Raw genomic sequence first — 24652 nt, forward strand, 5'->3', positions numbered from 1 at the left:
TACCCGGGGAGGTCTGGCGGATAGGTGAAATACTCTTCATAACCTACTTAGTGATAAGTAGCTGAACCGTCAGAAGTCAGCAGAGGTCATAGTATTAGTTGGTTTAGAACTACTAAGAAGGACCGAATAGAAATGATAATTTAAATTTGTACACAAATGCTTGAATAATAATGTACAAAATTGATTTTAGATTACATACTAATCTTGAGGTGATTAGTATGTACATATCGATAAATGTCGAAACTGATTTTAAGATTAAGAGTCTTGAAGACTTACCAAAATTAAAACAACTAATGGAGCATTTGAAGATGAAAATTAATAAAAGTCAATTAGCTAGAGATCTAGGTGTAGATCGAAGAACCATTGATAAATATTTAAATGGATTTATTCCTAAACGTACACGAAAGAAGCCCTCCAAAATTGATGAATACTATGAAATCATCGCTGCACTACTTTCGGAAGATGCTAAGCAAAAGTTTTATTATCGTCGTGTGCTATGGCAGTATTTAAAGGATAATCATGGACTGGATTGTGCAGCATCGACGTTCCGAGCGTATATTGCGAAAACGCCCGAATTTAATGCTTACTTTGAAGAGGATAAACGAATTCCTTCTCCTAAAGGCACAGCACGTTTTGAAACGCCTATAGGAAAACAAGCACAATTGGATTGGAAAGAGAGTATTCCTTTTGAAACAAAGGATGGTCAGAACGTTGAAATCAATGTTGCAGTACTGATTCTATCTCATTCACGTTTCAGAACCTTCCTAATGAGTATTTCTAAGTCACAAAGTGTCCTGTTTTCCTTCTTAACAGAAACATTCGAAGCTCTTGGAGGGGTGCCAGCTGAAATCATCACGGATAATATGAAAACCATTATGGATGAGGCAAGAACAGAACATTCCCCAGGAAGAGTAAATGCCAAGTTTGCACAATTCGCTAAGGATTTTGGTTTTGAGGTGAAGCCATGCATTGCTGGACGTCCAAGGACAAAAGGAAAAGTGGAAACCACAATGAAAATATTAGATGAAATTCATGCTTATCAAGGTCAGTTGACCTTGGAAGAATTACATCAATTTGTGCAAGATTTATCTCATCGAGTAAACCATGAGGTCCACCAAGGAACTGGAAAAATTCCTGCGATAGAATTCAAAAAAGAAAGGAATCACCTACTCCAGTTACCAACTGAGAAAGTAAGAGATTCCTATCGGATCAAACATACGCTTGTAAAAGTAAATGCATCCAACATGATTTCCTACAAATCAAACCAATACTCGGTACCAGCACAGTACCAAGGAAAGAAAGTAGGCTTACAAGTGTATGATAATCAATTATGGATTTATTATAACACGGAACTGATTGCGCAACACCCAATAAGTAATAAGAAATTAAATTATCAGGAAGCACATTATCAAGAAGCCTTGGGCGTTTCCATGCCGAATTATCCGGATATTGATGATCTAGCGAAACGGAATTTAGCAACGATTGGAGAAGTGTATAAATAATGAATCCTACAACAAACTATCAACAACTCATACAAAACTTAGATTATTTGAAGCTCAAGCAAATGTCCTTACATTTAAATGAAGTCTTAGACTTCAGCGTTAACCATCAATTGTCACTGGTAGATACGCTAGTGAAACTGACGAATTACGAAATTGATGTACGTGAACAAAATATGATTCAATCGATGGTGAAGGTTGCGGCTTTTCCGCATTTGAAAGAAATAAAGGATTTTGATTTTAGTTTTCAACCGTCAATAAATCAAAAACAAATTTTAGATTTTCTAACACTTCGATTTATTGAAGCAAATGAAAACATAGTTTTTCTAGGGCCAAGTGGCGTAGGAAAAACACATTTAGCCACTTCCATTGGGATTGAGGCAGCGAAGAAACGTACAAGCACTTATTTCATTAAGTGCCATGACTTAATTCAAAATCTGAAGAAAGCACGTTTAGAAAATCGGTTAGAGAGTAGATTAAAACACTATACAAAATATAAACTCTTAATTATCGATGAGATCGGTTATTTACCGATTGATGCCGAGGACGCAAAGCTTTTCTTCCAACTCATCGATATGCGTTATGAGAAGCGTAGTACGATTCTTACAACGAATGTGAATTTTAAAGCATGGGATGAAATCTTTCAAGAACCCAAGCTGGCCAATGCGATTTTAGACCGCATTTTACACCACGCAACCGTTGTCACTATCGTTGGAGATTCTTATCGATTAAAGAATCATTTAGAGAAAGAAAACGAGTGATTTTGTACATCCTTAAACAAGCAAAAGTGTACATATTTGTGTTGACATTTATAGACCGAACAATGAAGAGAGAATAGCCCTTGGCATTCAGTGAATCATGATGAACACAGAAAACGTAGTACCTCACTTGAGGAAGGAAGCGGTGAATCCCGTGGGAGACCTCTTGGAGGGTGGAGTGACCACTGGCATAAAGAGAACAGCTATTCACGGAAGTTATAAAAACTTGCGTCAATGATCTTAATTGAACCGCCGTATACGGAACCGTACGTACGGTGGTGTGAGAGGACGGGAGTTAATCGCTCCCTCCTACTCGATTTTTGGATAGATAATATCACTTATTTTTGAACTGCAAGAAAAAAAGTAAATAGTAATCGTTACGATTTATATTGACTAATGAATGAAAACATAGTATATTCGTTAAGGTGTAAATAGTAATCATTACTATTTATAAAACAATATAGAAAAAGAGGGGTTATATTAATGAAAAAGCAATTTGCAACAACAATGGTTTTATTAGGAATGATTCTCGCGGGTTGTCAAGAAAATGAAAATGCTTCTTCAGAAACGACGACTTCTTCGCAAACTGAATCTACAGAGAGCCATGTTGAGAGCCATGAACACAATCATGAATATGATCACAATGCTGAAAAACAGAAAGAAATTTACTCCGGAATTTTTGAAGATGATGAAGTGGAAGACAGGGAATTGTCGGACTGGGAAGGAGATTGGCAATCTGTTTATCCTTATTTATTGGATGGAACCTTGGACGAGGTTTTGAAGAAAAAAGCGGAAACAAAGAAAGACAAGACTTTTGAAGAATACAAAGAATATTATAAAATCGGCTATGAAACAGACATTGAACGAATCGTCATAAAGGATGATACAATGACATTTTATCGAAATGGGGAGGGGAAAACAGGAAAATATAAATATCATGGTTACGAAATACTGACATATGAAGCTGGAAATAGAGGTGTTCGTTACTTATTTGATTTGGTAGACGGTGAAGAAGGAGTTCCAAAACATGTTCAATTCAGTGATCACAATATTTATCCAACCAAATCACATCATTTCCATATTTACTTTGGGGATGCAGATCATGAAACATTGTTAAAAGAATTGGAAAATTGGCCAACATACTATTTCTCTCATTTAAGCGGAGAAGAAATTGCAGAGGAAATGATGGCACATTAATTATATCAGCTCTTTATAGCAACCTAATTTCTAGGTTTCTATTAGGGAGAAAAAGAAGGATAGTGTGATGTGACGTATATTTTCTAAAAACCATATATTCTGAACTTCATAAAAAAATCCTTCAAAGTATTGTATAATATGATTGATTGGAGGTGATAGCAAATGGCAGATATGAAGATTTATCCGCCAGAAATTGGAGCTTCCCATGCAAAGTCTGTTACTGAAATGGCGATACTTTGCATGGGTGGATTTTAAATAAATCGCCTATGAACTGAATGATCCCATTTCTGAAACAGCTTTGCAAAAATTCTTTAAATAATAAGAAAGGAGCTGTCAGGAATGGAAAACAAAAATACAGAAATGAATTTAAAACCTTTTATTCGAAATGATCAATTCAATTTTATTAAATTTGAACTAAAAAACATTATTTCAGCACATTTATCGGTTAAAGACAAAGAAACGCTGGATGCTTTGAAATTATATGCATTCGATAAGATTCAAAACTTGTTCCCCGATTTAAATGAAGAACAAAGTGAACGATTATATAAAATCATCGACATTGAAGAGGAAACACAAGCAAAGCATTTTCTTCATGAATTGAAACAATATGTTATTCCGTTTGCGAATCTCACGGAAAATGCAATAAGAAAACTCTTTCCAAAAATAGGGAAATTAAAAGTTCCTCCATTAGTAGAAATGGATTGCAGGGAAATTTCCTATTTAGGCTGGAATGATGTCGGATTAGGAAGAAAGTTTCTTGTAGTCGAATATGACGGCAAATTGATGGGAATCGAAGGAACTTTTAAAGAGTCACATAAAGGCATATGTTCTATATGCAATAGATTGGAAGAAATCGGTCTATTTGTCGCAAATGTGAAAAGCGGAAAAGAATCTTATGTCAATAGAGGAAATTATATTTGCAAAAACAGCGTAAAATGTAATCAAAATATCACTTCATTGGATAAACTGAATAGTTTTATTGAAGTTTTAAAGAAATAAAGGAAAAAACTGTGGGCATGAACCAAACTGTGGGCATGAACCCACAGTTTTATTTTTCCACATTCCAAAAATCCGCTTCATCCACATTTTTCACAGCATGCAAAAAGTTTTGGCGCACGTTTGGGTATTTTTCGCTTAACGCTTTGACGAGTTCTTTCATCTCTTCCCGCTTCGTGTTTTTATCCGCAGGGCAAGGGTTATGTATAATAGGGATTTCTTTCGCTTTGACGAATTGGATGATGGATTGCTCTTCAATGGATATCATCGGGCGAATCAACGTAATGTCCAAACGGCTCATGTAGGATACCGGTTTAAACACGCCCAATTTTCCGCCAAACAGAAGATTCATAAAAAAGGTTTCAATGCCGTCATCCAAATGGTGGCCATATGCGACTTTATTGCAGCCAAGGGATTTTGCGTAATCATATAAAATTCCCCTGCGCAAGTTGGCACATAAGGAACAAGGGTTTTTTTCCCGGCGGATGTCAAACACGATTTGGCTGATGTTGGTTTCTTTAATATGCAGCTCATGTCCGAGGCTTTCCACATAGTTTTTTAGCGGCGATAGATCCATTCCTTCAAAGCCGAGCGTCAAGGTAACAGGAACAATATCAAATTGGAAAGGAGCCTGTTGCTTGAGCAGTGTGAGAAGATAAAGCAAAGTGGAGCTGTCCTTTCCCCCGGATAAGCCGACCGCCACCCGATCGCCTTCTTCAATCATGTTGTATTCCATAATCGTTTTCCGAAAGGGTTTGTAAAGGCGTTTGTTTTCAGAGTTTGAGAGTTTTAATACCATAGTAAATACCCCTTTTTATCTTCAAAGTTCTGTAAGAATTATAAAATATGTTGCCGTATGCGGCAAATGGCTGATGGATGACTGCCTTTGATAATATATTGTTAGAAAAGACCTTTGCTTGAATATATAAGAAAGGGGAAAAGAAGGGGTGTATTCAGAAGAACAATTGCGAGAATTAATTGAAGGCCAAACCATTGGTGAAGATTATCCCTATAACACAAATGATAAAGAAGAGATTGAAGAATACATCAAACGTTTATATTACCGGATCAAATCGATACATTACGGACATATCCAGGCATAAAAAAATACATAGGAATCGAAAAATTATTACATACTTATTCCATTATCGTTTTTACTCAACTATCCACATTGAAATTCAAGGAGCCTTTCATATCTGCTAAAGTGATTCAAATCCCGCAATTATTAAATGTAATTAAAGAGCGGAATGAAGTAAAAATTTCCTCAAGGGAGTTGCAAAAAATTAATCAATAGCTGGGGAAACTGTTTATGAAGAAAAAAGAAACAAATCAAAAAGCATCACACCAAAACCATTCGGAAAAACATTAGGTATCGAATGTTATTTTATAAAAAAATGATTGAAGAATTTATACATTTCATGAACCTTTCCCTAAACCATATAATCCCAAAAGTTATAGTAGTAAAATAATAATAGATTCATTAAAGAAACGGAGGGCATGAAGATGAATATCAAACATGTAACAGTAGCCGGTGGAGGAGTGTTGGGAAGCCAAATCGCATTCCAAACAGCATATTCCGGATTCCCGGTCAATCTTTATGACATCAGCGATGAAGCTTTGGACAAAGCAAAAGAAAAAATCCGCGCTTGGCAGGAAGCATATAAAAGAGACTTGGGCGCCACTGAAGAAGAAGTAGAAAAAGCATATAACAATTTGACGTTTTATACGGATTTGGAAAAAGCGGTGAAAGGGGCGGACCTTGTCATCGAAGCGGTGCCGGAAGTGTACGACATTAAAGCGAACTTCTATAAAAATCTTGGGGAAGTGGCGGATGAAAAGACCATTTTTGCATCCAACTCCTCGACCATGTTGCCAAGCCAATTTGCCGATATTTCCGGAAGACCTGAAAAGTTTTTGAATTTGCACTTTGCCAATGAAATTTGGAAACACAACACAGCAGAAGTTATGAAACATGAAGGAACAGACCGACAAGTGTTTGAAGAGGTCATTGAATTTGCCAAAGCGATTGGCATGGTTCCGCTGCCATTGTATAAAGAACAGCCGGGCTACATCTTAAATTCCTTGCTCGTTCCGTTCTTGGATGCTGCGCAAAAATTAGTGGTGAACGGCATTGCCGATCCTTATACAGTAGATAAAACATGGATGATTGCAACGGGTGCTCCTCAAGGTCCTTTTGCGATTCTGGATGTGGTGGGCATAAATACTCCATATAATTTGTGCCTTGCGAGAGCAAAAGCGGGGGACAAGGAAGCGGAGAAAATTGCTGAGTACTTGAAAAAAGAATTTCTTGATAAAGGACGAATGGGCATTCAAAACGGCAAAGGCTTCTATGACTACCCTAATCCGAAATACCTTGACCCGGATTTCTTAAAATAGAGTTGATTGGAAAAAGGAGATTAAGTTCTCCTTTTTCTATGTGATAATATTAAATAAAATCCATCTTTCCGCAACGAATGCAAATGGGGCGAAAAACATGATCCAGTACAAAAACGGCCAAATCACCGTATTCGAAAGCCAGCTTTATAAAACCACATCCACCGTCATCCAAACGGAAGATTGCATTATTGTCGTTGATCCTTGCATCCTTCCATTTGAAGTGGATGAAATTCGTGAATATGTCATGCGTATTCGGGGGAGTCGCCGGATTTATCTCATTCTGACCCATTCGGACTGGGACCATATCGTGGGCGCCGGAGCATTTCCGGAAGCGACTGTCATTGCCAGTGCCAACTTTCAAAAGAAAAACCCGGAAGAAATGATTGAACAGGTGAAGGCTTTTGATGATGAATATTACATCGATCGCAAAACCCCTTTGATTTATCCGAATGTGGATATGATTGTGGAAAAAGATGGCCAGCCGCTGAAAATCGGCAATACCGTGCTCACCTTTTATGAAGCGAAAGGGCATACGGATGATGGAATCTTTGCGATTGTCGAGCCTCTTGGCATTTGGATTGCGGGCGATTATTTATCCGATATTGAATTCCCGTTCATTTATTCCGGTTCAAAGGATTACGTAGAAACTTTGGAAAAAACGGAAACCATATTGGCAAATCATCAAATCAATATTTTGATTCCGGGACATGGACATGCGGCTTTCAGCAAAGAGGAGATTTTGAAAAGAAAAAACGAAAGTCTACTGTATATCATCAGCTTGAAAAAAGCAATCCGGTCCAAAAAAGAGCATTCGCATTTGATTGCCCAGTACCCATATCAAAGAAGTTTGATCAAATGCCATGAGGAGAATGTGCAGTTTTTGATGAAGGAAATGGAAGGGGAGTCATGAACTTTCATGGAGCGAAAGTGAAAAATCGCTCTTTTTATTTTGTCCAATTAGGTGCGTGTACGGACTAATGATTTCGTGTGCCCTTTAGTGCGAATGCAGCCGGTTTTGGTGCGAGTGATGCCGCCTTTAGTGCATATACAGCCGTAATTGGAGCGGATGATGCCGCCTTTAGTGCATATACAGCCGCAATTGGAGCGGATAATGCCGCCTTTAGTGCATATAAAGCCGCAATTGGAGCGGATGATGCAGCCTTTAGTGCATATAAAGCTGCAATTGGTGCGAATAATACCTGCTTTAGTGCATATACAGCCGCAATTGGAGCGGATGATGCCGCCTTTAGTGCATATACAGCCGCAATTGGAGCGGATAATGCCGCCTTTAGTGCATATACAGCCGCAATTGGTGCGAATAATGCCTGCTTTAGTGCATATACAGCCGCAATTGGTGCGAATAATACCTGCTTTAGTGCATATACAGCCGTAATTGGAGCGGATGATGCAGCCTTTAGTGCATATACAGCCGCAATTGGAGCGGATAATGCCGCCTTTAGTGCATATAAAGCCGCAATTGGTGCGAATAATTCCCACTTTAGTGCGTATGCGACTGCAATTGGTGTGAATAAGCCACTCTTTGTTCGGATACATTCTTTCAACATGTGCGTATGCAACCTCAAATTCATCGGCTGCAATCAATTCCATAAAAAAAGCCCCCATTAGGACAGATGTTTACCTAATAGGGGGCTCATGCTTTCCAACAGTCCGTCATTCATACTTGGGCTTTCTTTTATTGACCACCGCATCGACCCCTTCTTTGAAGTCATCAAGTTCAGTGACGATGGCCATTTGAGAGGAAATATAATCAAGAGATGAGCGCAAGTCCATCTTCTGACTTTGGTAAACGGCCCGCTTGATAAAACGGATGGCGGTTTGCGGCCCGTTTGCAAGCTTTTCGGCATACGCGCGGGTAAATGGCTCCAATTCTTCATCATCCACCACAAAAGTGACAAGGCCCATTTCTTTGGCTTCCCCGGCTGTGACCATCCGGGCGGTCCATAACAGATCCAGCGCTTTATCAATACCAATGAGCCTTGGCAAATAGTAAGCGCCTCCATCTCCCGGCACAATGGCCACATTAATATAGCTTTCGGAAAGTTTTGCAGATGCGGCGGCAATCCGGATATCGCACATTAACGCCATATCCAAACCGGCACCCATCGCAAATCCATGAATTTGGGCAATGACCGGTTTATCGATTTCCTCAAGAAGCAAGGGAATCCTTTGAATTTTCTTCCATAATGAATTTTTCCGTGCCAACCCTGTGGAGGAGATATCCTCCTTACTTCTGTAAAATCCTTCGCCCGCATGCATTGCCTTAATGTCGCCTCCCGCACAGAAAGCCTTTCCGTTGCCTTTAACAATCAGCACCCGGATGGAATCATCATCACGCACCGTTTCCAATGCCTCGATCCATTTCACAATCATTTCTTCACTAAAAGCATTGTAACTTTCCGGCCGGTTCAAGGTAATCGTCGCAATATGCTTTTCCACTTCAAAAAGTAAATCTGCCATGAAATCTCTCCCTTATTTTTTCCCAACGGTTTTTGTCAGATAGGCCCACAAATCAACATCATGTTTCAATAAATAGTCGACAATGTATTCGCTCCAGAATGGACTGTTTCTGCCTTCATCCCGCCAAGACCATAAACGGCGCGTATATTGATGCAATGGGTACTCATGGGTCATCCCAATCGCCGCATGAATTTGGTGGGCAGATGAAGTGATGGTTGTGACGGCATCCTCGATACGGATGCGGGCAAAGGCGATCTCATGCAAAAAATCTTTTGATTGTATAGCGGCACAAACGTTGTTAAAAGCGGAGACCGCAATAGCCGTCTCTCCGGCCAATTGGGCGATATGCTCCTGCACCAATTGGAAGCGGTGAATGGGGCGTCCAAACTGCTCCCTTTTTTTGGAATACTCTACGGTGATGTCAAAAATTCTTTCAATGGCTCCCGTCATTAAGGCGATTTTGAACGCAGTTTCAATGGATAAAGCATTGAAAAATTGTTCATCGGTTATAACGGCGGAAGAAAGTGGTTTGACTTTGTCCAAAATGACGGCATCGCGCGGTTCACTGGCAATGTTGCTGCTTTGTTCAATCGTTGCATCTTTCATATCGATGAGGACAATTTGTGTTCCTTGGAAGCTGTCTGCAGCGGCCACCAAATATTTGGAAAACCTCGCCCATCGCACATTGGGCAATGTTCCGGAGATTTCACCATCTTGCAAAATCAATCCTTTTTTTAGGGAGTATGTCGCAATTCCATCAACGACTGATTGTTTGCTGTTTTCCAGCAGGAAGTTGGCAAAAGTCGATTCCGCATAGGGCATCGGTGCGGCATATTTTCCTGTCAATCTCACAATATTCAATAAATCTTCCAGATCACCGCCGGCCCCTCCATTCACTTCTGAAATGGCGACGGAGAACATGCCCGATTCTTCAAATAAAGCCCAAATCCCTCTAGCCCAGTCGCCTCTTTCAAGCAGATCGACGACATCTTTTGAGACATTCTCTTTCAGCATTCGTTCGGCAACATCGATAATCATATCTTTCATTTCGCTCATTTTGCCACAACCCCTTTCGCCACCATACCATAAAGGATTTCCGTCGTGCCGCCGCGGATTGTAAAGCTGGGAGCATGCAAAATGGATTGTGCCATGTAGCGGTCGAATTTCCGATTTGCTTCAAGATTCGGGTAGGTTTCAATAAGCAATCGCGCAATTTCAGGGATGCTCTGTTCAAACTTGGTACCAATGGCTTTGACTAACGAAGCAGGGATGGCCACATCTTCCGTATTGCCCGATTCCAATAATTTGGCGACGCCGATGGATAAATTCCTTAATCCCCACAATCGGGCAAGCAGTTTCGATGCCTGTTTTAATCCTTCTTTATTTCTTTGTTGTTTTAATTCACGGACCAATTCATCCAATAAAAGGAAGGTGCTCAAAATACGCTCCGGACCGCTCCGTTCAAAGGCCAGTTCCGCCAATCCCTGTTCCCAGCCATTGCCGATTTTTCCCACTACCATATTGTCAGGCACAAATACATTATCAAAAAATACTTCGTTAAAGTGATATTCACCGGATAAAAATTTAATGGGAACGATGGTAACGCCTTCCGCATGTAAATCGATGATGAGCTGGCTCAACCCTGCATGCTTGTTCTTTCCGTCAAAGGGGCTTGTGCGTACAAGGGCCACCATATAATGGCACACGTGGGCATTGCTAGTCCAAATTTTTTGTCCATTTACAATCCAACCGCCTTCCACCTTTTCCGCCCGTGTACGAACCGATGCCAAATCTGAACCGCTGTTCGGCTCACTTAATCCAATGGCAAAATAACATTCCCCTTTAGCGATTTTTGGAAGGAAAAATTGCTTTTGTTCTTCAGTGCCATAGCGGAGGAGCAAAGGGCCCGTTTGGCGGTCCGCAAACCAGTGGGCTGCGACGGGGGCACCGATTGCCAAAAATTCCTCTGTCAAAATATAACGGTCAAGGGTGCTCCGCTCTTGGCCACCATATTGTTTCGGCCATGTCATTCCAATCCAGCCCTTCTCACCAATCAATTTTGAAAAGGATGGATCCACACCGCTCAACCAGGAATCGACGGTGGGCGTAAAAGTCCCTTTTTTCACGTGCTCTTGAAGAAAATTTCGCACTTCCAAACGAAAGGCTTCCTGTTCTTCCGTAAATTGTACAGTTGGTAAGTGAAACATGACATCATCTCCCTCCTTCACCGTATTACGGCAGAGTGAAAAATAGTACTATTTTAATATTTCGCACATAATAAAAATGTATATGTATATTCTATTATATTTATGTTTTTTTCTCGATTATGTAATGGTAGAGAAAATTTATCATTTTCTGAAATCGGAAGGGGGAAAAATTTTTATTTATGAGTATTTGTGCCCAATCCGATTTCTTATCGCTTCATAAAATTTAGTTTAGGTATTCTATTTGCGAAAGGATGGGTAAATGAACTATTTTCATCCGTATTACTACAACACTCCGATGCCTTATGGATATGGGAATCCGCAAGATATGCAATACCAACATTACCGGAATGCAAACATGAATCCCCATGACATGCAATACTGGAATTATCCTCATATGAACCCGTGGATGCCAAACGATATGAATTCAAATTATTGGTTTCCAGAGATGAATCCGGATGTTTATGGAAAAGAATCCAGCTCTTTTAAACACACTGGCCATATCATTGACCGGGGGCCCGCTCCATACACAGTGGATATTGAAGAGGCAGCAAAGAAAAACAGAACGTACCGTACGGCTTTATGGACAGGGCCACATTTGCAAGTCACATTAATGAGCCTTCATCCGGGAGAAGATATTGGATTGGAAATTCATCCGCATACGGACCAATTTTTACGGATTGAGCAGGGAGAAGGAATCGTTGAAATGGGGAGAAGCCGTAATCATTTGAATTATAGAAGAAAAGTCAATGAGGATACCGCGATCATGGTGCCTGCCGGAACATGGCATAATGTGATCAACACAGGAAAAGTCCCATTAAAGTTATATTCGATTTATGCACCGCCGCATCATCCGCATGGCACGGTTCATCGCACTAAAGCGGATGCGATGGCGGGAGAAAATCATCATTATTGATGGGGCATGATCAGCGGATTGCTTTTGATGGAGAAAAAACTCACAATCCTTGCATGACAAGGTTTGTGAGTTTTTTGAATTACCATTTATTCACTAATACAATTTTGCCGATCGCTTTGCCTGATTCTAAATGTTCGTGGGCTTTGGAGATTTCATCAAAGGTAAAGACGTTCGGGTCAAGTAGCGGGCGAAGCTTTCCTTCTTCAACGATTGCCGTTACTTTTTCCAAAATTTCTCCATATTCTTTGCGCCATTCTTTTTCCAAGATTTTTAACAACATAAAGACCACATGAAGGGTCAACCCTTTTGAATGCAATGGCGAGAGGTCATGGGTTGAACGGGCGGCAATGGCAAGCACAGTTCCAAGGGGCGCTGCCGCTTCGAATGAACGATCCAGATTCTCTCCTCCCACCGTGTCAAAGACAATGTCGAACCCTTTGCCATCTGTATATTTTTGAACATAATCCTGTACACTTTCTTCCCGGTAGTTGATGGTTGCGTCCGCGCCAAGGCGGGCTCCGATTTCAAGCTTTTCATTGGAAGAGGCGGTCGTGTAAACTTTGGCTCCAGCCCATTTGGCGAGCTGTATTGCCACATGGCCCACTCCGCCTGCAGCGGCATGGATCAGGATGTTTTGTCCGGAAGCCAGCTTGCCGCGGGTGAACAGGGCCTCCCAAGCGGTAATGGTTACGAGGGGCAAAGCGGCTGCTTCTTCCATTGTTAAATTTTTGGGTTTATGGGCAAGCAAATCCGCATCCGCAAGCATATATTCTGCCAATGCGCCGCCAGCTGTCCCTTTAAACCCGCCGGCACAGCCGTATACTTCATCGCCCACTTTGAATTTCGAAACCCCTTCGCCAACCGCCCGTACGATTCCTGCCACATCTCCATGCAAAACTGCCGGAAATTCAGGGGCAACAGCGGAAACGAATCCTGAACGCACTTTTGTATCAATCGGATTGACGCTTGTCGCTTTCACTTCAATGAGGACATGGCCTGGAATGACTTCAGGTGTGGGAATATCCTGTATTTGAAAAACGGATGGATTTCCAAAAGATTGAATGACTTGGGCTTTCATTTCTCGCACTCCTTTATGATTGATAGAGTCATATGGTGAAATTTTTATGCTATTATGATGATTTTATTCTTAATATTCAGATATGGCAAATTTAGGATAGAGGAGAGCAAAAAATAGTTGAAAAATGCCTTTCGCCGTGTTATAAGTGAATTACCAAATCAGTACAATAGGTGATGGAGTTCACCTTTAACCGCCGATGTCGGCTGATGACTCCTGCTGATGATATGGGATTGCCATGTCTCGGCAGGGGTTTTTTTGTGAAAGGAGGAAAGGGAATGACCTACATATACGTTGGCATTGCAGGTGCATGCGGTGCCATGTTGAGATATTTCATCGGAATGACCTTGTTGACGGGAAGGGCTTTTCCCTGGGCGACACTCATGACCAATTTGGCAGGCAGTTTTATATTGGCTTGGCTGGCCACTTCATTATTTAAACGGGTTTCCATCTCCCCAACAATGGCCACCGCCATCAGCACAGGATTTGTCGGTTCCTTTACAACATTTTCCACCTTTAGCGTGGAAACGGTGGAGCTGTTTGAAAATCAGCAGTTTGTATTGGGCGTTGTTTATGTCTTTATAAGCATCGTCGGCGGATTGCTCATGAGCGGCTTGGGTTTTAAAACAGGCAAGGGGGCGGATTGAAAATGTTGATGCATTACATCTTGGTGGGAATGGGCGGATTTGCTGGGGCAATTTCACGGTTTGCTTTGAGCAAAGCTTTAAATAGATATGAGTCGCTGCCATTTGGAACGTTGACAGTGAATTTGGCAGGCTCATTTTTATTAGGAATCATCACCGGTTCTACTGTGGATGAAATGATCGCCTTGCTTTTCGGGACAGGCTTCCTTGGGGCATTCACCACATTCTCCACTTTGAAATTGGAGCTCAACACGCTTTTTTTGAAGGATAAAAAAATGTTTATGTTGTATTTGATCATTACTTATGTTGGAGGAATAGCTCTGGCGTTTTTTGGGTATTTAATAGGGGGAATGGTGTGAAACGCTGTTTTTGATTTATTCGGAAAAGGAGTCTTAACATGAAAAACAACCGAATTTATAAGATGAAATTTTCAGGAGTATATCCCCTTTATGTTCAAAAGGCGGAGAAAAAAGGCCGTACAAAAGAGGAAGTGGATGAAATTATCTGTTGGCTGACAGGATATAGCCAGGAGGAATTGGAAGGGCAAATAGAAAAAGAGGTGGATTTTGAAACCTTTTTTGCGGAAGCTCCCCAATTAAACCCAAACCGCGCACTGATCAAAGGGGTCATCTGTGGAGTGCGGGTGGAGGAGATTGAAGAGCCGTTGATAAGGGAAATCCGTTATTTGGATAAATTGATTGATGAATTGGCAAGGGGAAAAGCGATGGAAAAAATTTTGCGGGCGTAGTTCCGGTCATCGCCGATTTATAGCGGGAATCCCAAATGCAGCCAAATCGATTCACCCAATGTTCCAGCCATGAATATTCTATTCCGAGAGGAGGATATTCATGGGCTTTTTTGTTCCCGTGGATTCGGGTGTGAAATTGTATGTGGAGGATATCAATCCTTTGGGCAAGAAAACGATAGTATTTTTGCATGGTTGGCCGTTAAGTCATGAGCAATTCGAGTATCAGTATAATGTATTGCCGGCGTTGGGCTACCGTTGTATCGGAATAGACTGGAGAGGGTTCGGAAAGTCGGATAGACCTTTTGAAGGTTATAGTTTCAATAGACTGGCGGATGATGTTTTTGCCGTAGTGAATGCATTGCAGTTAAACCATTTTGCTTTACTCGGGCATTCAACGGGAGGCGCCATTGCCTTAAGGTATGTGGCCCGTTACAAAGGCTTTGGCGTTTCAAAATTGATTCTCGTTGCCAGTGCGGCGCCGGTCGGATTTACTCAAGAAACGGCACAAAGTTTTTTGGAGCTGGCTTACAATGACCGCCCGAAAATGATGCAGAAGGTGATTGACGGATTTTTCTTCCAATATATCACAAAAGAATTTTCCGACTGGTTTATGAACATGGGGATGGAGGCGGCCAGCTGGTCCACCATTGCCATCATCAATACATTGCGGGATGAAACATTGTATGCGGATCTTTCAAAGGTGCATGTGCCTACTTTGATTATTCATGGAATTCACGACAAAGTGATCCCATTTGCACAAGCACACGAGCTCCATCAAGAAATAAAACATTCAAGGATTGTCCCTTTCCAATATAGCGGCCATGGAACATTCTGGGAGGAACGGGATAAATTTAATAAAGTGTTATGTCAATTTGTATGAAGCGGATTGGAGCAGTTTCCAATTCGCTTTACTTTTGGTGAATTTTAACAGCGAACATGCGGTTTTGTCGAAAAAATCGTCGGATTCGTCTTTGTGAACCTGCAAGAATCTTTTTTGAAACCGGTTTTTTAAGTAAAATAGAAATTACTCATGATTAGCCAGAAGGAGAAGTACTAAATGAGAAGAATTCTTTTGGATTTAGCGGTAACATTGGATGGCTATATCGAAGGGGAAAATGGTGAAGTGGATTGGTGCATTATGGAGCCGGAAATGAACTTTGCCGATTTTCTTCGTCAGATCGATACAATTTTTTATGGGCGAAAAAGTTATGAATTGTGGGGCGAATATTCCCCCGGAAAAGATGCAGACCAAGAAGAAAAAGAACTATGGGAAATAATTGATAGCAAAAGGAAGTACGTTTTTTCAAGGACACAGCAAAATACAGAAGGAAAAGCCATTTATATCAATGACAATATTCTTGAGGAGGTCCATAAAATAAAAAGCCAACCGGGAAAAGACATTTGGCTTTATGGAGGAGCAAGTTTGATTACAACATTTGTCAATCATAATCTGGTTGATGAATATCGGTTATCGGTCCATCCAATCATTTTGGGACAAGGAAAACCGCTATTTATCGATATTCAACAGAGAGTGGGATTGAAATTGATGGAAACAAAGACTTTTCCATCGGGAGTGGTTCAGTTGATCTATCATAAGATTGATTCAAATGGTTAGCAAACGCGAAACCTTTTCATATAAAAATCCGTTTTCATTGAAAAAACTTATGGGGGAAGGATCTTGGAAATTGACGTGAAAACAAAGGCGATGAAAAAGGTGATGACAGTCCTCCTCATCTGGTTTCTTTTATTTGCGGTTATTCTCAGCTATGGAATCTATTGGCTGTTCTTTGATTGGAGCCGCTTCAAGGATGAATTGATTGCCCAATCCACTTCCCCTGACGGAACCTATACAATTAACGCTTACTTATCCAATGGTGGCGCAACACTATCCCATTCGGTGTTAGGGGAATTGGTTTTCAACGAAAAAAATGAGAAACCAAAGAGAATTTATTGGGAATATAAAATCGATTATGCCATCATCGAATGGCTGGATGATGACACAGTGGTGATCAATGGGGTTCAGCTTGAGTTGCCAAAGGAAACTTATGATTATCGCAGGGGGATAAAATAATTTTCGCTTTCTTAATATATTTTTTGATTAGAAATAGAAGGTAGAATAATGAAATGAGTAATGGGGATGCTTACGCGGGAATTGGATACGGGCAATCCATACGGTCAGGGATGACAGGACGATACCCGGCGAAAAGCGTTTCGGGAAAACGAGAAAATGACAAGCTCAAAAACCATTCATATATGTTACTCATGATCACCCTTATCTTTTTCTTAGTCCAGTCTCAGGTGCACGCTTGTGAACCTGTGTGTTTTTTTTGCCTAAAATCCCATTTCCTTTGGCCAAAAATCAAGTTGACTCATCCCGGAAACTTCTATACTATTAAAATGGCCCGACTAGCACGGGAGAGGTTCATAGCTTAACCCTCTATAAAAAACTATGAAACAATAATTTCATCAGTTTTATAGAATTATTGGGTGCACCTCTCTTGAAAATGTTGGGAAACATTTTGCAAGGAGGTTTTTTTATGTCCAGTCGAAAATTGGAAGATGGTTTGCAGGATTTAACGCTATTGGGGAATCAGAAAACAGCGTATCCAACCCAATATGCGCCGGAAGTGTTGGAAGCGGTGGACAATCTTCATTCCAACCGGGACTATTTTGTGAAGTTCAATTGCCCTGAATTCACCAGCCTTTGTCCGCTCACCCAGCAGCCGGACTTTGCAACCATCTATATTTCTTATATTCCAGATAAAAAGCTGGTCGAAAGCAAATCCCTCAAATTATATTTATTCAGTTTCCGCAACCATGGGGATTTCCATGAAGACTGCGTGAATATCATTATGAACGATTTAATCAAATTGCTGGATCCAAGATATATTGAAGTGTGGGGCAAATTCACGCCGCGCGGGGGCATTTCCATCGACCCGTACTGCAACTACGGCAGACCCGGCACGAAATATGAAGAAATGGCCAACTACCGTTTGATGAACCACGATTTATATCCGGAAAAAGTGGATAATCGATAAATTGAATAACAGAGGTTCTTAGCTACCCTCTATAAAAAACTAAGAAGAAAACAGCATTTCCTTCTTAGAATGCTGTTTTTTCTTATATAAAGGAGTGTTTATGAATGAAAAGTGAGAAAGCGATCGTTGTATTCAGCGGTGGACAAGATAGCACGACTTGCCTGTTTTGGACAATGGAACAATTTGGGGAAGTGGAAGCGGTCACCTTTGATTATGGCCAGAGACATCGATTGGAGATCGAGTGCGCAAAGGAAATCGCAAAAGAACTCGGGGTAAAGCACCACATTCTGGATATGTCGCTGTTGAATCAACTGGCGCCGAATGCGTTGACGCGGGAAGACATACAAGTGGAAGAAGGGGAGGATGGCGGGCTTCCGAACACTTTTGTGCCAGGACGCAATCTGCTGTTCCTTTCTTTTGCAGGGGTAGTGGCAAGCCAAGTGGGGGCGAAGCATATCGTCACAGGTGTTTGCCAAACGGACTTTAGCGGCTATCCGGATTGCCGGGACATTTTTATCAAATCATTGAATGTCACATTGAATTTGGCCATGGATGATACATTTGTGATTCATACGCCGCTTATGTGGCTGACGAAAGCCCAAACTTGGGAGCTTGCCGACAAATTGGGCGCCCTTGATTTTGTGCGCAATAAAACTTTGACTTGCTATAACGGCATAAAAGCGGACGGTTGCGGGGAATGCCCTGCATGCAAGTTGAGAAGAAGAGGGCTTGAGGAATATTTGCGTTCCAGAAAGGGGTCTATCCATGCTTGAATTTCGAATTGTCGATAAGCTGCAAAAGCTGGGGGAAGATATCCAACGGGATCAATTGAAATATCATTCCAAACGGGTGCTTGTGTCGAAAGAGTTTACCTTTGATGCCGCCCATCATTTGCATGCCTATGAAGGGAAATGCAAAAATCTCCACGGCCATACGTACAAAGTGGTAATGGGCGTCAGCGGCTATCCGGACGATCGGGGACTGGTCATTGATTTTGCCGATCTCAAAGAAATTTGGAAGGAAAAAATAGAAATCTATTTGGACCACCGCTATTTAAATGAAACGTTGCCGCCGATGAATACAACGGCTGAAAATATGGTCGTCTGGATTTACGAGAAGTTGGCGGAAGCATTGGCGGAAAGAAGCATAGATGGTGCGCGGGTGGAATTCATCCGGCTTTATGAAACGCCGACAAGCTATGCGGAAGCAAGACGGGAGTGGATGGAAGGTGAGTAAAATCCCCGTCATCGAGATATTTGGACCCACCATTCAAGGGGAAGGCATGGTCATCGGGCAAAAGACGATGTTTGTCCGCACGGCAGGCTGTGACTATTCCTGTTCCTGGTGCGATTCCGCCTTTACTTGGGATGGCAGCGGCAAAAGTTTGATTAAGCAAATGACAGCGGAAGAGATATGGAACGAGTTGAAACGGCTTGGTGGGAATGGATTTTCTTTCGTCACGATTTCCGGTGGGAATCCGGCGTTAATTCGGCATTTGGAACATTTGGTGCGGATTTTAAAGGAGAATGGAATCCAAATCGGCGTCGAAACCCAGGGAAGCAGATGGCAGGATTGGCTGTACGAGGTGGATCAATTGACGATTTCCCCAAAGCCGCCAAGTTCCGGGATGAAAACGGATTTTACGGTGCTTACGGAAATTTTGGAGAAGCTTGAAAATCGAAAGGGGAGCCAACAAGTTTCTCTGAAAGTGGTTGTGTTTGATGAGAAAGACTACGGGTTTGCCAAGGAAGTGCACTTGCGCTATCCGGGCGTTCCCTTTTTCTTGCAGGTGGGAAATGACGATATTGCAACGACGGATCAAAAGAAGCTTGTTCATCATTTGTTGAAGAAATATGAAGCGCTGATTGATACGGTGATGGCCGATGAGGAATTGAAAAATGTGAAAGTGCTGCCGCAATTGCATACCCTTGTGTGGGGGAATAAGAGGGGCGTGTAAGTGTAAGAAAGGACTTCTATAAGACTTGCGAAGAGCCGATAATCGCCGCGTTGGGAAGAATAATCGCCAACTGGGCAAGGATAATCGCCAAATCTCCAAACATATTCGCCAACCAAAGAGACCAACAATTATCCGTCTTCTGCCCTCCAAATTCTTCGCAATTTTAAAAAGGAGCATGTCCAAAAGAGACTGCTCCTTCCTTTTATTTTTTAGTTCGTAAAGTCGATCACCATTCGACCAGTGAACTTTCCTTGCTCCATTTCTTCCATGATATCATTGATTTCTTCAAGTTTTCGGAGGGTTACTCTAGGTACTACTTTTCCTTCAGCTGCAAATTGGAACGCTTCTTTCAAATCTTGGCGGGTGCCGACGAGGGAACCGACCACTTGAATGCCGTCCAGCACAAGGCGAGGGATATCAAGATCCATTTTATCAACAGGCAAGCCGACTGCAACAACCCGGGCTCCTGCTTTCACGACATCTACAGCCTGGTTGAATGGCGCTTTCGCCACGGCTGTCACAACGCAAGCGTCCAATCCTTTGCCATCTGTGATTTCAAGGACTTTTTCTTTCGGATTTTCTTTTAACGAATTCACCGTGACATCTGCTCCCACTTCTTTTGCAAAGGCCAATTTATCGTCATTGATATCGAATGCGACTACTCTTGCGCCAAATACATTTTTTGCATATTGGACAGCCAGGCTTCCTAAACCGCCAATGCCAAATACGCCAATCCATTGCCCAGGCCGGATATCCGACACTTTTACCGCTTTATATGTTGTCACTCCGGCGCATGTAATGGAAGTGGCAGCCGCCGGATCCAAGTTGTCAGGCACTTTTACCACATAATCGGCAACCACGATCGCTTGTTCCGCCATGGCTCCGTCAACCGTATAGCCGGCATTTTTTACATTTCGGCACAACGTTTCTCTTCCCGTTGTGCAATACTCGCAATGGCCACAGCTTTCGTATAACCAAGGAATGGCTACCCGGTCGCCGACTTTTAAGGAAGTGACCCCTTCAGCCACTTCAACGACTTTTCCAACGCCTTCATGGCCGAGAACTACACCTGTGACATCCCCAAAATCCCCGTTTTTCACGTGCAAGTCTGTGTGGCAAACTCCGCAATACTCCATCTGCACCAACGCTTCACCATGTTTAAGCGGCCGTAATTGTTTGTCCACCACACTAACCGTCTTTTCTTTTGATACAACTGCAGCTTTCAATAAAGATCCCCCTTTGTTTGAATTTCGTACATGGAAGCGTATCCATATACTTAAAAATAAAGATACTAGCAGAGAGTATGTTCAGCAATATAGGAAATACTACTATTTAATGTAAATAGATTTCCATTTTTCGACATAAAAAAATAGGGAGATAAGCGCGGATTATATCTCTTTGTGAATAGTAAAATATGATTATCAAAATAAGTTTTATGGAGGACGAAAATGCTACTGTTGAGTTACAAATCATCGTCTTTTGAAAAATTCATCTCTTTTCTGCAAACAATAAAAGCAATGTGGCCAATGGTCCCAATAAAAGCGAAATCAAGAACCAGTTCAATCCGGAGCGGTTTTTTCCTTGGGCAAGCCCTGCATTGATCAACGCCAAAGTGCCCCAACCAACAACATATTCATTTTCCATGATAGCCTCCTCATTGATTTCTTTATATATATTATAAACCTAGAATCTAATCATGGTTATATTATTATATAGGAAAAACCCTATTTATAGGAAAATATTCAGTTTGAAAAATACTTAGCTAATCCATTTTTATGGCATAATGAAATGAAAAACTGTAAAAGGGGAATCTCGATGATCCAAATTGGAAAAATCACAATCTATGTTGAAGATCAGGAACAGGCAAAAGATTTTTGGATTAACAAAGTAGGGTTTGTATTGAAATTCGAACAGCCAATGGGACCTGGGATGGCGTGGATCGAGGTGGGGCCTGAAAATGATTTTGCGACATTGGTGCTATACTCAAAAGCGTTGATGAAGAAACAAAAACCGGAAAATGTCGCCCATCCAACCCTCCTTTTCAGCACACCGAACATTGAAGAGGCGTATGAGCGGTTGAAAAATAATGGTGTAAAGGTGGATGAACTCCAAAAATTTCCTTATGGTTCGATGTTCACTTTCTATGACCAAGATGGAAATCAGTATTTGTTGAGAGAAGATAAATAATAATGTCAGCAAAGCAGGCTATCCGGAGAGAAGGAACTTTCCGGATAGTCATTTTATTTGATCCACGGCGGTAAATCGGCATATGTCACAAGACAGCCGCTTTTAGATTCATCGGCCTCATCGCTATAATAATGAAGAAATTGTAAATAATAAAAGAGGCCCTCTTGTCCGATAAACTTTGTTTGATTTATTATAAAGACAGCATCAGTTCTATCGATGTAAAGGCTAAAAGAAGAAGGAGACTTGACATGAAGCACATTTACACTGGTAAAACGAAAAATGTTTACGAATTGGAAGATGGCAACTATTTATTGGAATTCAAAGATGACGTAACAGGCGTTGACGGGGTATTTGACCCAGGTGCCAATACGGTGGGATTGACAATTGAAGGTGCAGGACTTGCAGGATTGAAATTGACGAAATATTTCTTCGAATTGCTTAATGAAAAAGGCATCCCAACGCATTTTATTGAAGCGGATATCGATAAAAAGACGATGAAAGTGAAACCGGCGGAAACTTTCGGCAAAGGCTTGGAAGTGATTTGCCGCTTCCGCGCAGTGGGGAGCTTCTTGCGCCGCTACGGCCTTTATGCAACAGAAGGGCAACCTCTTGATGCCTTTGTGGAAGTGACAATCAAAGACGATGAACGGGAAGACCCGCCAATCAGCGAAGATGCGTTGGACATGCTTGGCATTTTATCCAAAACGGAATACAAAGTGCTAAAAGAACTTACACAAAAAATCGCCGGCATTGTAAAAGAAGAATTGGCGAAAAAAGGCATCGAACTTTACGATATTAAATTCGAATTCGGCCGTGATAAAGAAACGAATGAAATCATGTTGATCGACGAAATTTCCGGCGGCAACATGCGCGCCTACAAAAACGGCGAATACATCGAGCCGTTGGAATTGGAAAAATTGATTTTGGAAGGATAGAGATAGGGACTGGTAGAAAAAGAGCGGGTGGAGAAGACCATGGAGTGTTGCCATTCGCTCTTTTTTGCATTTTAAACCCGGAGAAAAAATGCACTTTGATTTGAATTAACTCCCTTGGCAGCTGCCGGGGGTTTTTCTTTGGACGTGCGACAGTTGAAGTTCTTGTAACAATGGTTTATTTTGATAAATGAACGTTTATAAACTGAGAGTTTAGGAGTGCAAATAATGAAAAAGAAAGTAGTTTTGATCAGTACGGGCGGCACGATTGCTAGCGGCGTGAATCCGGAAACGGGGCTCCTCACATCCGGCATGTTGACGGGGGAAGATTTGTCCAAACAATGTGTGCTGCCATCACATATTGAATTGAAGGTAGAAACCCTATTCCATTTGCCAAGCAATGAAATGACCTTTGACCATTTAATTCAGTTAAAAGAAAAAATTGAACAAGTTTTTGAGGATCAAGAAGTGGCGGGAGTGGTCGTGACCCACGGAACGGATACGCTGGAGGAAACGGCGTATTTCTTGGATTTGACAATTGGTGACGGGCGGCCGATTGTAGTCACAGGCGCCCAACGAAGCCCGGCCACGATTGGAACGGATGCCTTTTCCAACTTGCGTCAAGCCATCATTTTGGCTGCAAGAGAAGAAGCAAGAAGCTTAGGTACGGTCGTGTTATTTAATGAAAAGATTCTTCCTGCCCGCTATGTGAAGAAACATCATGCTTCTAATGTGGACGGCTTCAACGCGCCGGGGTTCGGCCATTTGGGGTATGTGGATGAGGAAGAAGTCATCCTTTACGGGAAAACGGTGAAAAAGGAAACGTATGAGCTGAAGTCCGAATTGCCTTATGTGGAAATCATCAAATGTTCATTGGGCTCCGATGGCCGCTTGATTAAGTATGCGGTGGAGACGGGAGCAAAAGGCATTGTCCTTGAAGCGTTCGGCCGAGGCCAAGTCCACCCGGCTGTTGCGGAACAAGTGCAATATGCCATTGAAAGAGGCGTCATCGTGGTGGTGACAACAAGCACGGCGGAAGGAAACGTCAAAGTCGTGTACGACACTCCAGGCACAGCCTACGACTTGCAAAAGAAAGGCGCCATCCTCGGCCGCGACTACGACAGCAAAAAAGCCCGCATGAAGCTGGCGGTGTTGTTGGCTGCCGAGGTGGGGGAGATTAAGGAAAGATTTTAATGCAAGTGGAAAATTGTGTAAAAAGCATCTCTGTCCATGAACTGGGGATGCTTTTTATTTTTTGGATAAATTATGAAAATCATAATTCACTAATTTGCATTTATATAATAAATTTGTAAAATTTAAGAAAAAATATAAATGACTGCTGTAATTTTTCGCATGATTGTATATGAAACAACAAAAGTAGAATTTATGAATCATGTTTTTTTGGATATGCTTATAAAGAACTTTGGAATGAAACTGGCGATCCATTATGGGAATTTTTGTATCAATTTTCTAAAACTAAACAATATAAAGCTAAGTAACTCAACTTTCGCACACAGTAATATTTAAGCATTGCTTGATATAATTAGGTATAGTAACCAACCATTTATTCATTTGATTTTTAAAGATGTCCATGTTTAAAGAAACCTTGGATTCCGCCAAAGTTTG

29 protein-coding genes and 3 riboswitches are annotated in these 24652 nt (G+C 41.5%); of the genes, 22 read left to right on the plus strand and 7 right to left on the minus strand.

The window, feature by feature from the left end; translation table 11 throughout:
* Positions 1-218 precede the first annotated feature (218 nt).
* The 4 genes from istA to ACFPOH_RS07680 all read left to right on the plus strand — a co-directional run bounded on the left by istA (position 219) and on the right by ACFPOH_RS07680 (position 4453).
* Positions 219-1502: an IS21 family transposase gene (istA, locus tag ACFPOH_RS07665; RefSeq protein ID WP_342470907.1), complete on the plus strand. Its 1284-nt coding sequence runs from the start codon at positions 219-221 to the stop codon at positions 1500-1502.
* Entirely contained in the window at positions 1502-2260 is a 759-nt protein-coding gene (gene istB / locus ACFPOH_RS07670) for an IS21-like element helper ATPase IstB (RefSeq protein WP_342470906.1), read from the plus strand. Before istA ends, istB begins: the two co-directional genes overlap by 1 nt.
* 480 nt (positions 2261-2740) lie before the next feature.
* Positions 2741-3454, plus strand: a complete 714-nt coding sequence (locus ACFPOH_RS07675; protein WP_390309327.1) for a metal-binding protein ZinT — start codon at positions 2741-2743, stop codon at positions 3452-3454.
* A gap of 339 nt (positions 3455-3793) precedes the next feature.
* Entirely contained in the window at positions 3794-4453 is a 660-nt protein-coding gene (locus ACFPOH_RS07680) for a FusB/FusC family EF-G-binding protein (RefSeq protein WP_208650618.1), read from the plus strand.
* Positions 4454-4502: 49 nt separating this feature from the next.
* On the opposite strand, the gene ACFPOH_RS07685 is transcribed toward ACFPOH_RS07680, so the two are convergent.
* Complete coding sequence (locus ACFPOH_RS07685; protein WP_390309328.1) at positions 4503-5249, minus strand: tRNA 2-thiocytidine biosynthesis TtcA family protein; 747 nt, start codon at positions 5247-5249, stop codon at positions 4503-4505.
* Between the two features lie 148 nt (positions 5250-5397).
* Between ACFPOH_RS07685 and ACFPOH_RS07690 the strand changes: the two genes are divergently transcribed.
* The 4 genes from ACFPOH_RS07690 to ACFPOH_RS07705 all read left to right on the plus strand — a co-directional run bounded on the left by ACFPOH_RS07690 (position 5398) and on the right by ACFPOH_RS07705 (position 8473).
* The gene (locus ACFPOH_RS07690) at positions 5398-5553 is read left to right on the plus strand and encodes a hypothetical protein (RefSeq protein ID WP_342468569.1); all 156 of its coding nucleotides are present in this window, start codon (positions 5398-5400) and stop codon (positions 5551-5553) included.
* A gap of 400 nt (positions 5554-5953) precedes the next feature.
* Positions 5954-6847, plus strand: a complete 894-nt coding sequence (locus ACFPOH_RS07695) for a 3-hydroxyacyl-CoA dehydrogenase (protein WP_342580386.1) — start codon at positions 5954-5956, stop codon at positions 6845-6847.
* 97 nt (positions 6848-6944) lie between these two features.
* On the plus strand, positions 6945-7757 hold the full coding sequence (locus tag ACFPOH_RS07700) for an MBL fold metallo-hydrolase (protein WP_390309329.1): 813 nt from the start codon (positions 6945-6947) through the stop codon (positions 7755-7757).
* A 77-nt stretch (positions 7758-7834) separates the two neighbouring features.
* Positions 7835-8473 carry a hypothetical protein gene (locus ACFPOH_RS07705; protein WP_390309330.1) on the plus strand — a complete coding sequence of 213 codons (639 nt, stop codon included), beginning with the start codon at positions 7835-7837 and terminating at the stop codon, positions 8471-8473.
* 45 nt (positions 8474-8518) lie between these two features.
* On the opposite strand, the gene ACFPOH_RS07710 is transcribed toward ACFPOH_RS07705, so the two are convergent.
* The 3 genes from ACFPOH_RS07710 to ACFPOH_RS07720 are packed head-to-tail and all read right to left on the minus strand — an operon-like array spanning position 8519 to position 11532.
* Positions 8519-9325, minus strand: a complete 807-nt coding sequence (locus tag ACFPOH_RS07710) for an enoyl-CoA hydratase/isomerase family protein (RefSeq protein WP_342468574.1) — start codon at positions 9323-9325, stop codon at positions 8519-8521.
* Positions 9326-9337: 12 nt separating this feature from the next.
* The gene (locus ACFPOH_RS07715) at positions 9338-10381 is read right to left on the minus strand and encodes an acyl-CoA dehydrogenase family protein (RefSeq protein ID WP_342468575.1); all 1044 of its coding nucleotides are present in this window, start codon (positions 10379-10381) and stop codon (positions 9338-9340) included.
* Complete coding sequence (locus tag ACFPOH_RS07720; RefSeq protein WP_342468576.1) at positions 10378-11532, minus strand: acyl-CoA dehydrogenase family protein; 1155 nt, start codon at positions 11530-11532, stop codon at positions 10378-10380. The genes ACFPOH_RS07715 and ACFPOH_RS07720 overlap by 4 nt, the downstream gene beginning before the upstream one ends.
* A 259-nt stretch (positions 11533-11791) precedes the next feature.
* Here ACFPOH_RS07720 and ACFPOH_RS07725 point away from each other — a divergent pair, with 259 nt between their 5' ends.
* A complete protein-coding gene (locus tag ACFPOH_RS07725) occupies positions 11792-12445 on the plus strand; it encodes a cupin domain-containing protein (protein WP_342580384.1) in 654 nt (217 codons plus the stop codon).
* A gap of 79 nt (positions 12446-12524) precedes the next feature.
* Here the strand turns inward: ACFPOH_RS07725 and ACFPOH_RS07730 are convergent, their stop codons facing one another.
* Positions 12525-13523 (minus strand): zinc-dependent alcohol dehydrogenase family protein, encoded by a 999-nt coding sequence (locus tag ACFPOH_RS07730; protein WP_342468578.1) that lies wholly within the window; start codon positions 13521-13523, stop codon positions 12525-12527.
* Between the two features lie 160 nt (positions 13524-13683).
* Positions 13684-13746: riboswitch (Fluoride riboswitch) on the plus strand.
* A gap of 52 nt (positions 13747-13798) precedes the next feature.
* Between ACFPOH_RS07730 and crcB the strand changes: the two genes are divergently transcribed.
* The 10 genes from crcB (at position 13799) to queE (ending at position 19907) form a co-directional block, all read left to right on the plus strand.
* On the plus strand, positions 13799-14167 hold the full coding sequence (crcB, locus tag ACFPOH_RS07735) for a fluoride efflux transporter CrcB (RefSeq protein WP_342468579.1): 369 nt from the start codon (positions 13799-13801) through the stop codon (positions 14165-14167).
* A gap of 2 nt (positions 14168-14169) precedes the next feature.
* Positions 14170-14523: a fluoride efflux transporter FluC gene (locus ACFPOH_RS07740; RefSeq protein WP_390309332.1), complete on the plus strand. Its 354-nt coding sequence runs from the start codon at positions 14170-14172 to the stop codon at positions 14521-14523.
* A gap of 38 nt (positions 14524-14561) precedes the next feature.
* The gene (locus ACFPOH_RS07745) at positions 14562-14912 is read left to right on the plus strand and encodes a DUF2200 domain-containing protein (protein ID WP_390309333.1); all 351 of its coding nucleotides are present in this window, start codon (positions 14562-14564) and stop codon (positions 14910-14912) included.
* Positions 14913-15012: 100 nt separating this feature from the next.
* On the plus strand, positions 15013-15792 hold the full coding sequence (locus ACFPOH_RS07750) for an alpha/beta fold hydrolase (protein WP_342580380.1): 780 nt from the start codon (positions 15013-15015) through the stop codon (positions 15790-15792).
* Between the two features lie 177 nt (positions 15793-15969).
* A complete protein-coding gene (locus ACFPOH_RS07755) occupies positions 15970-16527 on the plus strand; it encodes a dihydrofolate reductase family protein (RefSeq protein ID WP_390309334.1) in 558 nt (185 codons plus the stop codon).
* Between the two features lie 63 nt (positions 16528-16590).
* Positions 16591-16983 (plus strand): DUF5412 domain-containing protein, encoded by a 393-nt coding sequence (locus ACFPOH_RS07760; protein ID WP_390309335.1) that lies wholly within the window; start codon positions 16591-16593, stop codon positions 16981-16983.
* Positions 16984-17323: 340 nt separating this feature from the next.
* A riboswitch (PreQ1 riboswitch) is annotated at positions 17324-17369 on the plus strand.
* Positions 17370-17449: 80 nt separating this feature from the next.
* On the plus strand, positions 17450-17950 hold the full coding sequence (queF, locus tag ACFPOH_RS07765) for a preQ(1) synthase (RefSeq protein ID WP_342468584.1): 501 nt from the start codon (positions 17450-17452) through the stop codon (positions 17948-17950).
* Between the two features lie 5 nt (positions 17951-17955).
* A riboswitch (PreQ1 riboswitch) is annotated at positions 17956-17999 on the plus strand.
* A gap of 55 nt (positions 18000-18054) precedes the next feature.
* Positions 18055-18723, plus strand: coding sequence for a 7-cyano-7-deazaguanine synthase QueC (gene queC / locus ACFPOH_RS07770; protein ID WP_342580377.1), 669 nt, complete (start codon positions 18055-18057; stop codon positions 18721-18723).
* A complete protein-coding gene (gene queD / locus ACFPOH_RS07775; protein WP_342468586.1) occupies positions 18716-19186 on the plus strand; it encodes a 6-carboxytetrahydropterin synthase QueD in 471 nt (156 codons plus the stop codon). The genes queC and queD overlap by 8 nt, the downstream gene beginning before the upstream one ends.
* Positions 19179-19907 carry a 7-carboxy-7-deazaguanine synthase QueE gene (gene queE, locus ACFPOH_RS07780; RefSeq protein WP_342468587.1) on the plus strand — a complete coding sequence of 243 codons (729 nt, stop codon included), beginning with the start codon at positions 19179-19181 and terminating at the stop codon, positions 19905-19907. The genes queD and queE overlap by 8 nt, the downstream gene beginning before the upstream one ends.
* Before the next feature lie 209 nt (positions 19908-20116).
* Here queE and adhP read toward each other — a convergent pair whose 3' ends face one another.
* Positions 20117-21133: an alcohol dehydrogenase AdhP gene (gene adhP / locus ACFPOH_RS07785; protein ID WP_390309336.1), complete on the minus strand. Its 1017-nt coding sequence runs from the start codon at positions 21131-21133 to the stop codon at positions 20117-20119.
* 262 nt (positions 21134-21395) lie between these two features.
* A complete protein-coding gene (locus ACFPOH_RS07790) occupies positions 21396-21551 on the minus strand; it encodes a hypothetical protein (protein ID WP_016838205.1) in 156 nt (51 codons plus the stop codon).
* A gap of 171 nt (positions 21552-21722) precedes the next feature.
* Here ACFPOH_RS07790 and ACFPOH_RS07795 point away from each other — a divergent pair, with 171 nt between their 5' ends.
* From ACFPOH_RS07795 to ACFPOH_RS07805, 3 genes are all read left to right on the plus strand, one after another.
* Positions 21723-22094 carry a VOC family protein gene (locus ACFPOH_RS07795; protein WP_096552102.1) on the plus strand — a complete coding sequence of 124 codons (372 nt, stop codon included), beginning with the start codon at positions 21723-21725 and terminating at the stop codon, positions 22092-22094.
* 248 nt (positions 22095-22342) lie between these two features.
* A complete protein-coding gene (locus ACFPOH_RS07800) occupies positions 22343-23029 on the plus strand; it encodes a phosphoribosylaminoimidazolesuccinocarboxamide synthase (protein ID WP_096552100.1) in 687 nt (228 codons plus the stop codon).
* A 225-nt stretch (positions 23030-23254) separates the two neighbouring features.
* Positions 23255-24220: an asparaginase gene (locus tag ACFPOH_RS07805; RefSeq protein ID WP_390309337.1), complete on the plus strand. Its 966-nt coding sequence runs from the start codon at positions 23255-23257 to the stop codon at positions 24218-24220.
* Positions 24221-24652: the final 432 nt, after the last annotated feature.

The sequence above is a fragment of the Ureibacillus suwonensis genome, assembly GCF_042655065.1.
In the GTDB taxonomy this organism is placed as follows: Bacteria; Bacillota; Bacilli; order Bacillales_A; family Planococcaceae; genus Ureibacillus; species Ureibacillus suwonensis.

Coding starts and splice junctions, on each gene's coding strand:
- queD (WP_342468586.1), top strand. CDS start 18,716: ATGCTTGAATTTCGAATTGTCGATAAGCTGCAAAAGCTGGGGGAAGAT.
- istA (WP_342470907.1), top strand. CDS start 219: ATGTACATATCGATAAATGTCGAAACTGATTTTAAGATTAAGAGTCTT.
- ACFPOH_RS07725 (WP_342580384.1), top strand. CDS start 11,792: ATGAACTATTTTCATCCGTATTACTACAACACTCCGATGCCTTATGGA.
- ACFPOH_RS07680 (WP_208650618.1), top strand. CDS start 3,794: ATGGAAAACAAAAATACAGAAATGAATTTAAAACCTTTTATTCGAAAT.
- ACFPOH_RS07790 (WP_016838205.1), bottom strand. CDS start 21,551: ATGGAAAATGAATATGTTGTTGGTTGGGGCACTTTGGCGTTGATCAAT.
- ACFPOH_RS07730 (WP_342468578.1), bottom strand. CDS start 13,523: ATGAAAGCCCAAGTCATTCAATCTTTTGGAAATCCATCCGTTTTTCAA.
- istB (WP_342470906.1), top strand. CDS start 1,502: ATGAATCCTACAACAAACTATCAACAACTCATACAAAACTTAGATTAT.
- crcB (WP_342468579.1), top strand. CDS start 13,799: ATGACCTACATATACGTTGGCATTGCAGGTGCATGCGGTGCCATGTTG.
- queC (WP_342580377.1), top strand. CDS start 18,055: ATGAAAAGTGAGAAAGCGATCGTTGTATTCAGCGGTGGACAAGATAGC.
- ACFPOH_RS07695 (WP_342580386.1), top strand. CDS start 5,954: ATGAATATCAAACATGTAACAGTAGCCGGTGGAGGAGTGTTGGGAAGC.
- ACFPOH_RS07720 (WP_342468576.1), bottom strand. CDS start 11,532: ATGTTTCACTTACCAACTGTACAATTTACGGAAGAACAGGAAGCCTTT.
- ACFPOH_RS07715 (WP_342468575.1), bottom strand. CDS start 10,381: ATGAGCGAAATGAAAGATATGATTATCGATGTTGCCGAACGAATGCTG.
- queF (WP_342468584.1), top strand. CDS start 17,450: ATGTCCAGTCGAAAATTGGAAGATGGTTTGCAGGATTTAACGCTATTG.
- ACFPOH_RS07710 (WP_342468574.1), bottom strand. CDS start 9,325: ATGGCAGATTTACTTTTTGAAGTGGAAAAGCATATTGCGACGATTACC.
- ACFPOH_RS07745 (WP_390309333.1), top strand. CDS start 14,562: ATGAAAAACAACCGAATTTATAAGATGAAATTTTCAGGAGTATATCCC.
- ACFPOH_RS07740 (WP_390309332.1), top strand. CDS start 14,170: ATGTTGATGCATTACATCTTGGTGGGAATGGGCGGATTTGCTGGGGCA.
- ACFPOH_RS07700 (WP_390309329.1), top strand. CDS start 6,945: ATGATCCAGTACAAAAACGGCCAAATCACCGTATTCGAAAGCCAGCTT.
- ACFPOH_RS07805 (WP_390309337.1), top strand. CDS start 23,255: ATGAAAAAGAAAGTAGTTTTGATCAGTACGGGCGGCACGATTGCTAGC.
- ACFPOH_RS07755 (WP_390309334.1), top strand. CDS start 15,970: ATGAGAAGAATTCTTTTGGATTTAGCGGTAACATTGGATGGCTATATC.
- ACFPOH_RS07800 (WP_096552100.1), top strand. CDS start 22,343: ATGAAGCACATTTACACTGGTAAAACGAAAAATGTTTACGAATTGGAA.
- ACFPOH_RS07750 (WP_342580380.1), top strand. CDS start 15,013: ATGGGCTTTTTTGTTCCCGTGGATTCGGGTGTGAAATTGTATGTGGAG.
- ACFPOH_RS07795 (WP_096552102.1), top strand. CDS start 21,723: ATGATCCAAATTGGAAAAATCACAATCTATGTTGAAGATCAGGAACAG.
- ACFPOH_RS07675 (WP_390309327.1), top strand. CDS start 2,741: ATGAAAAAGCAATTTGCAACAACAATGGTTTTATTAGGAATGATTCTC.
- ACFPOH_RS07685 (WP_390309328.1), bottom strand. CDS start 5,249: ATGGTATTAAAACTCTCAAACTCTGAAAACAAACGCCTTTACAAACCC.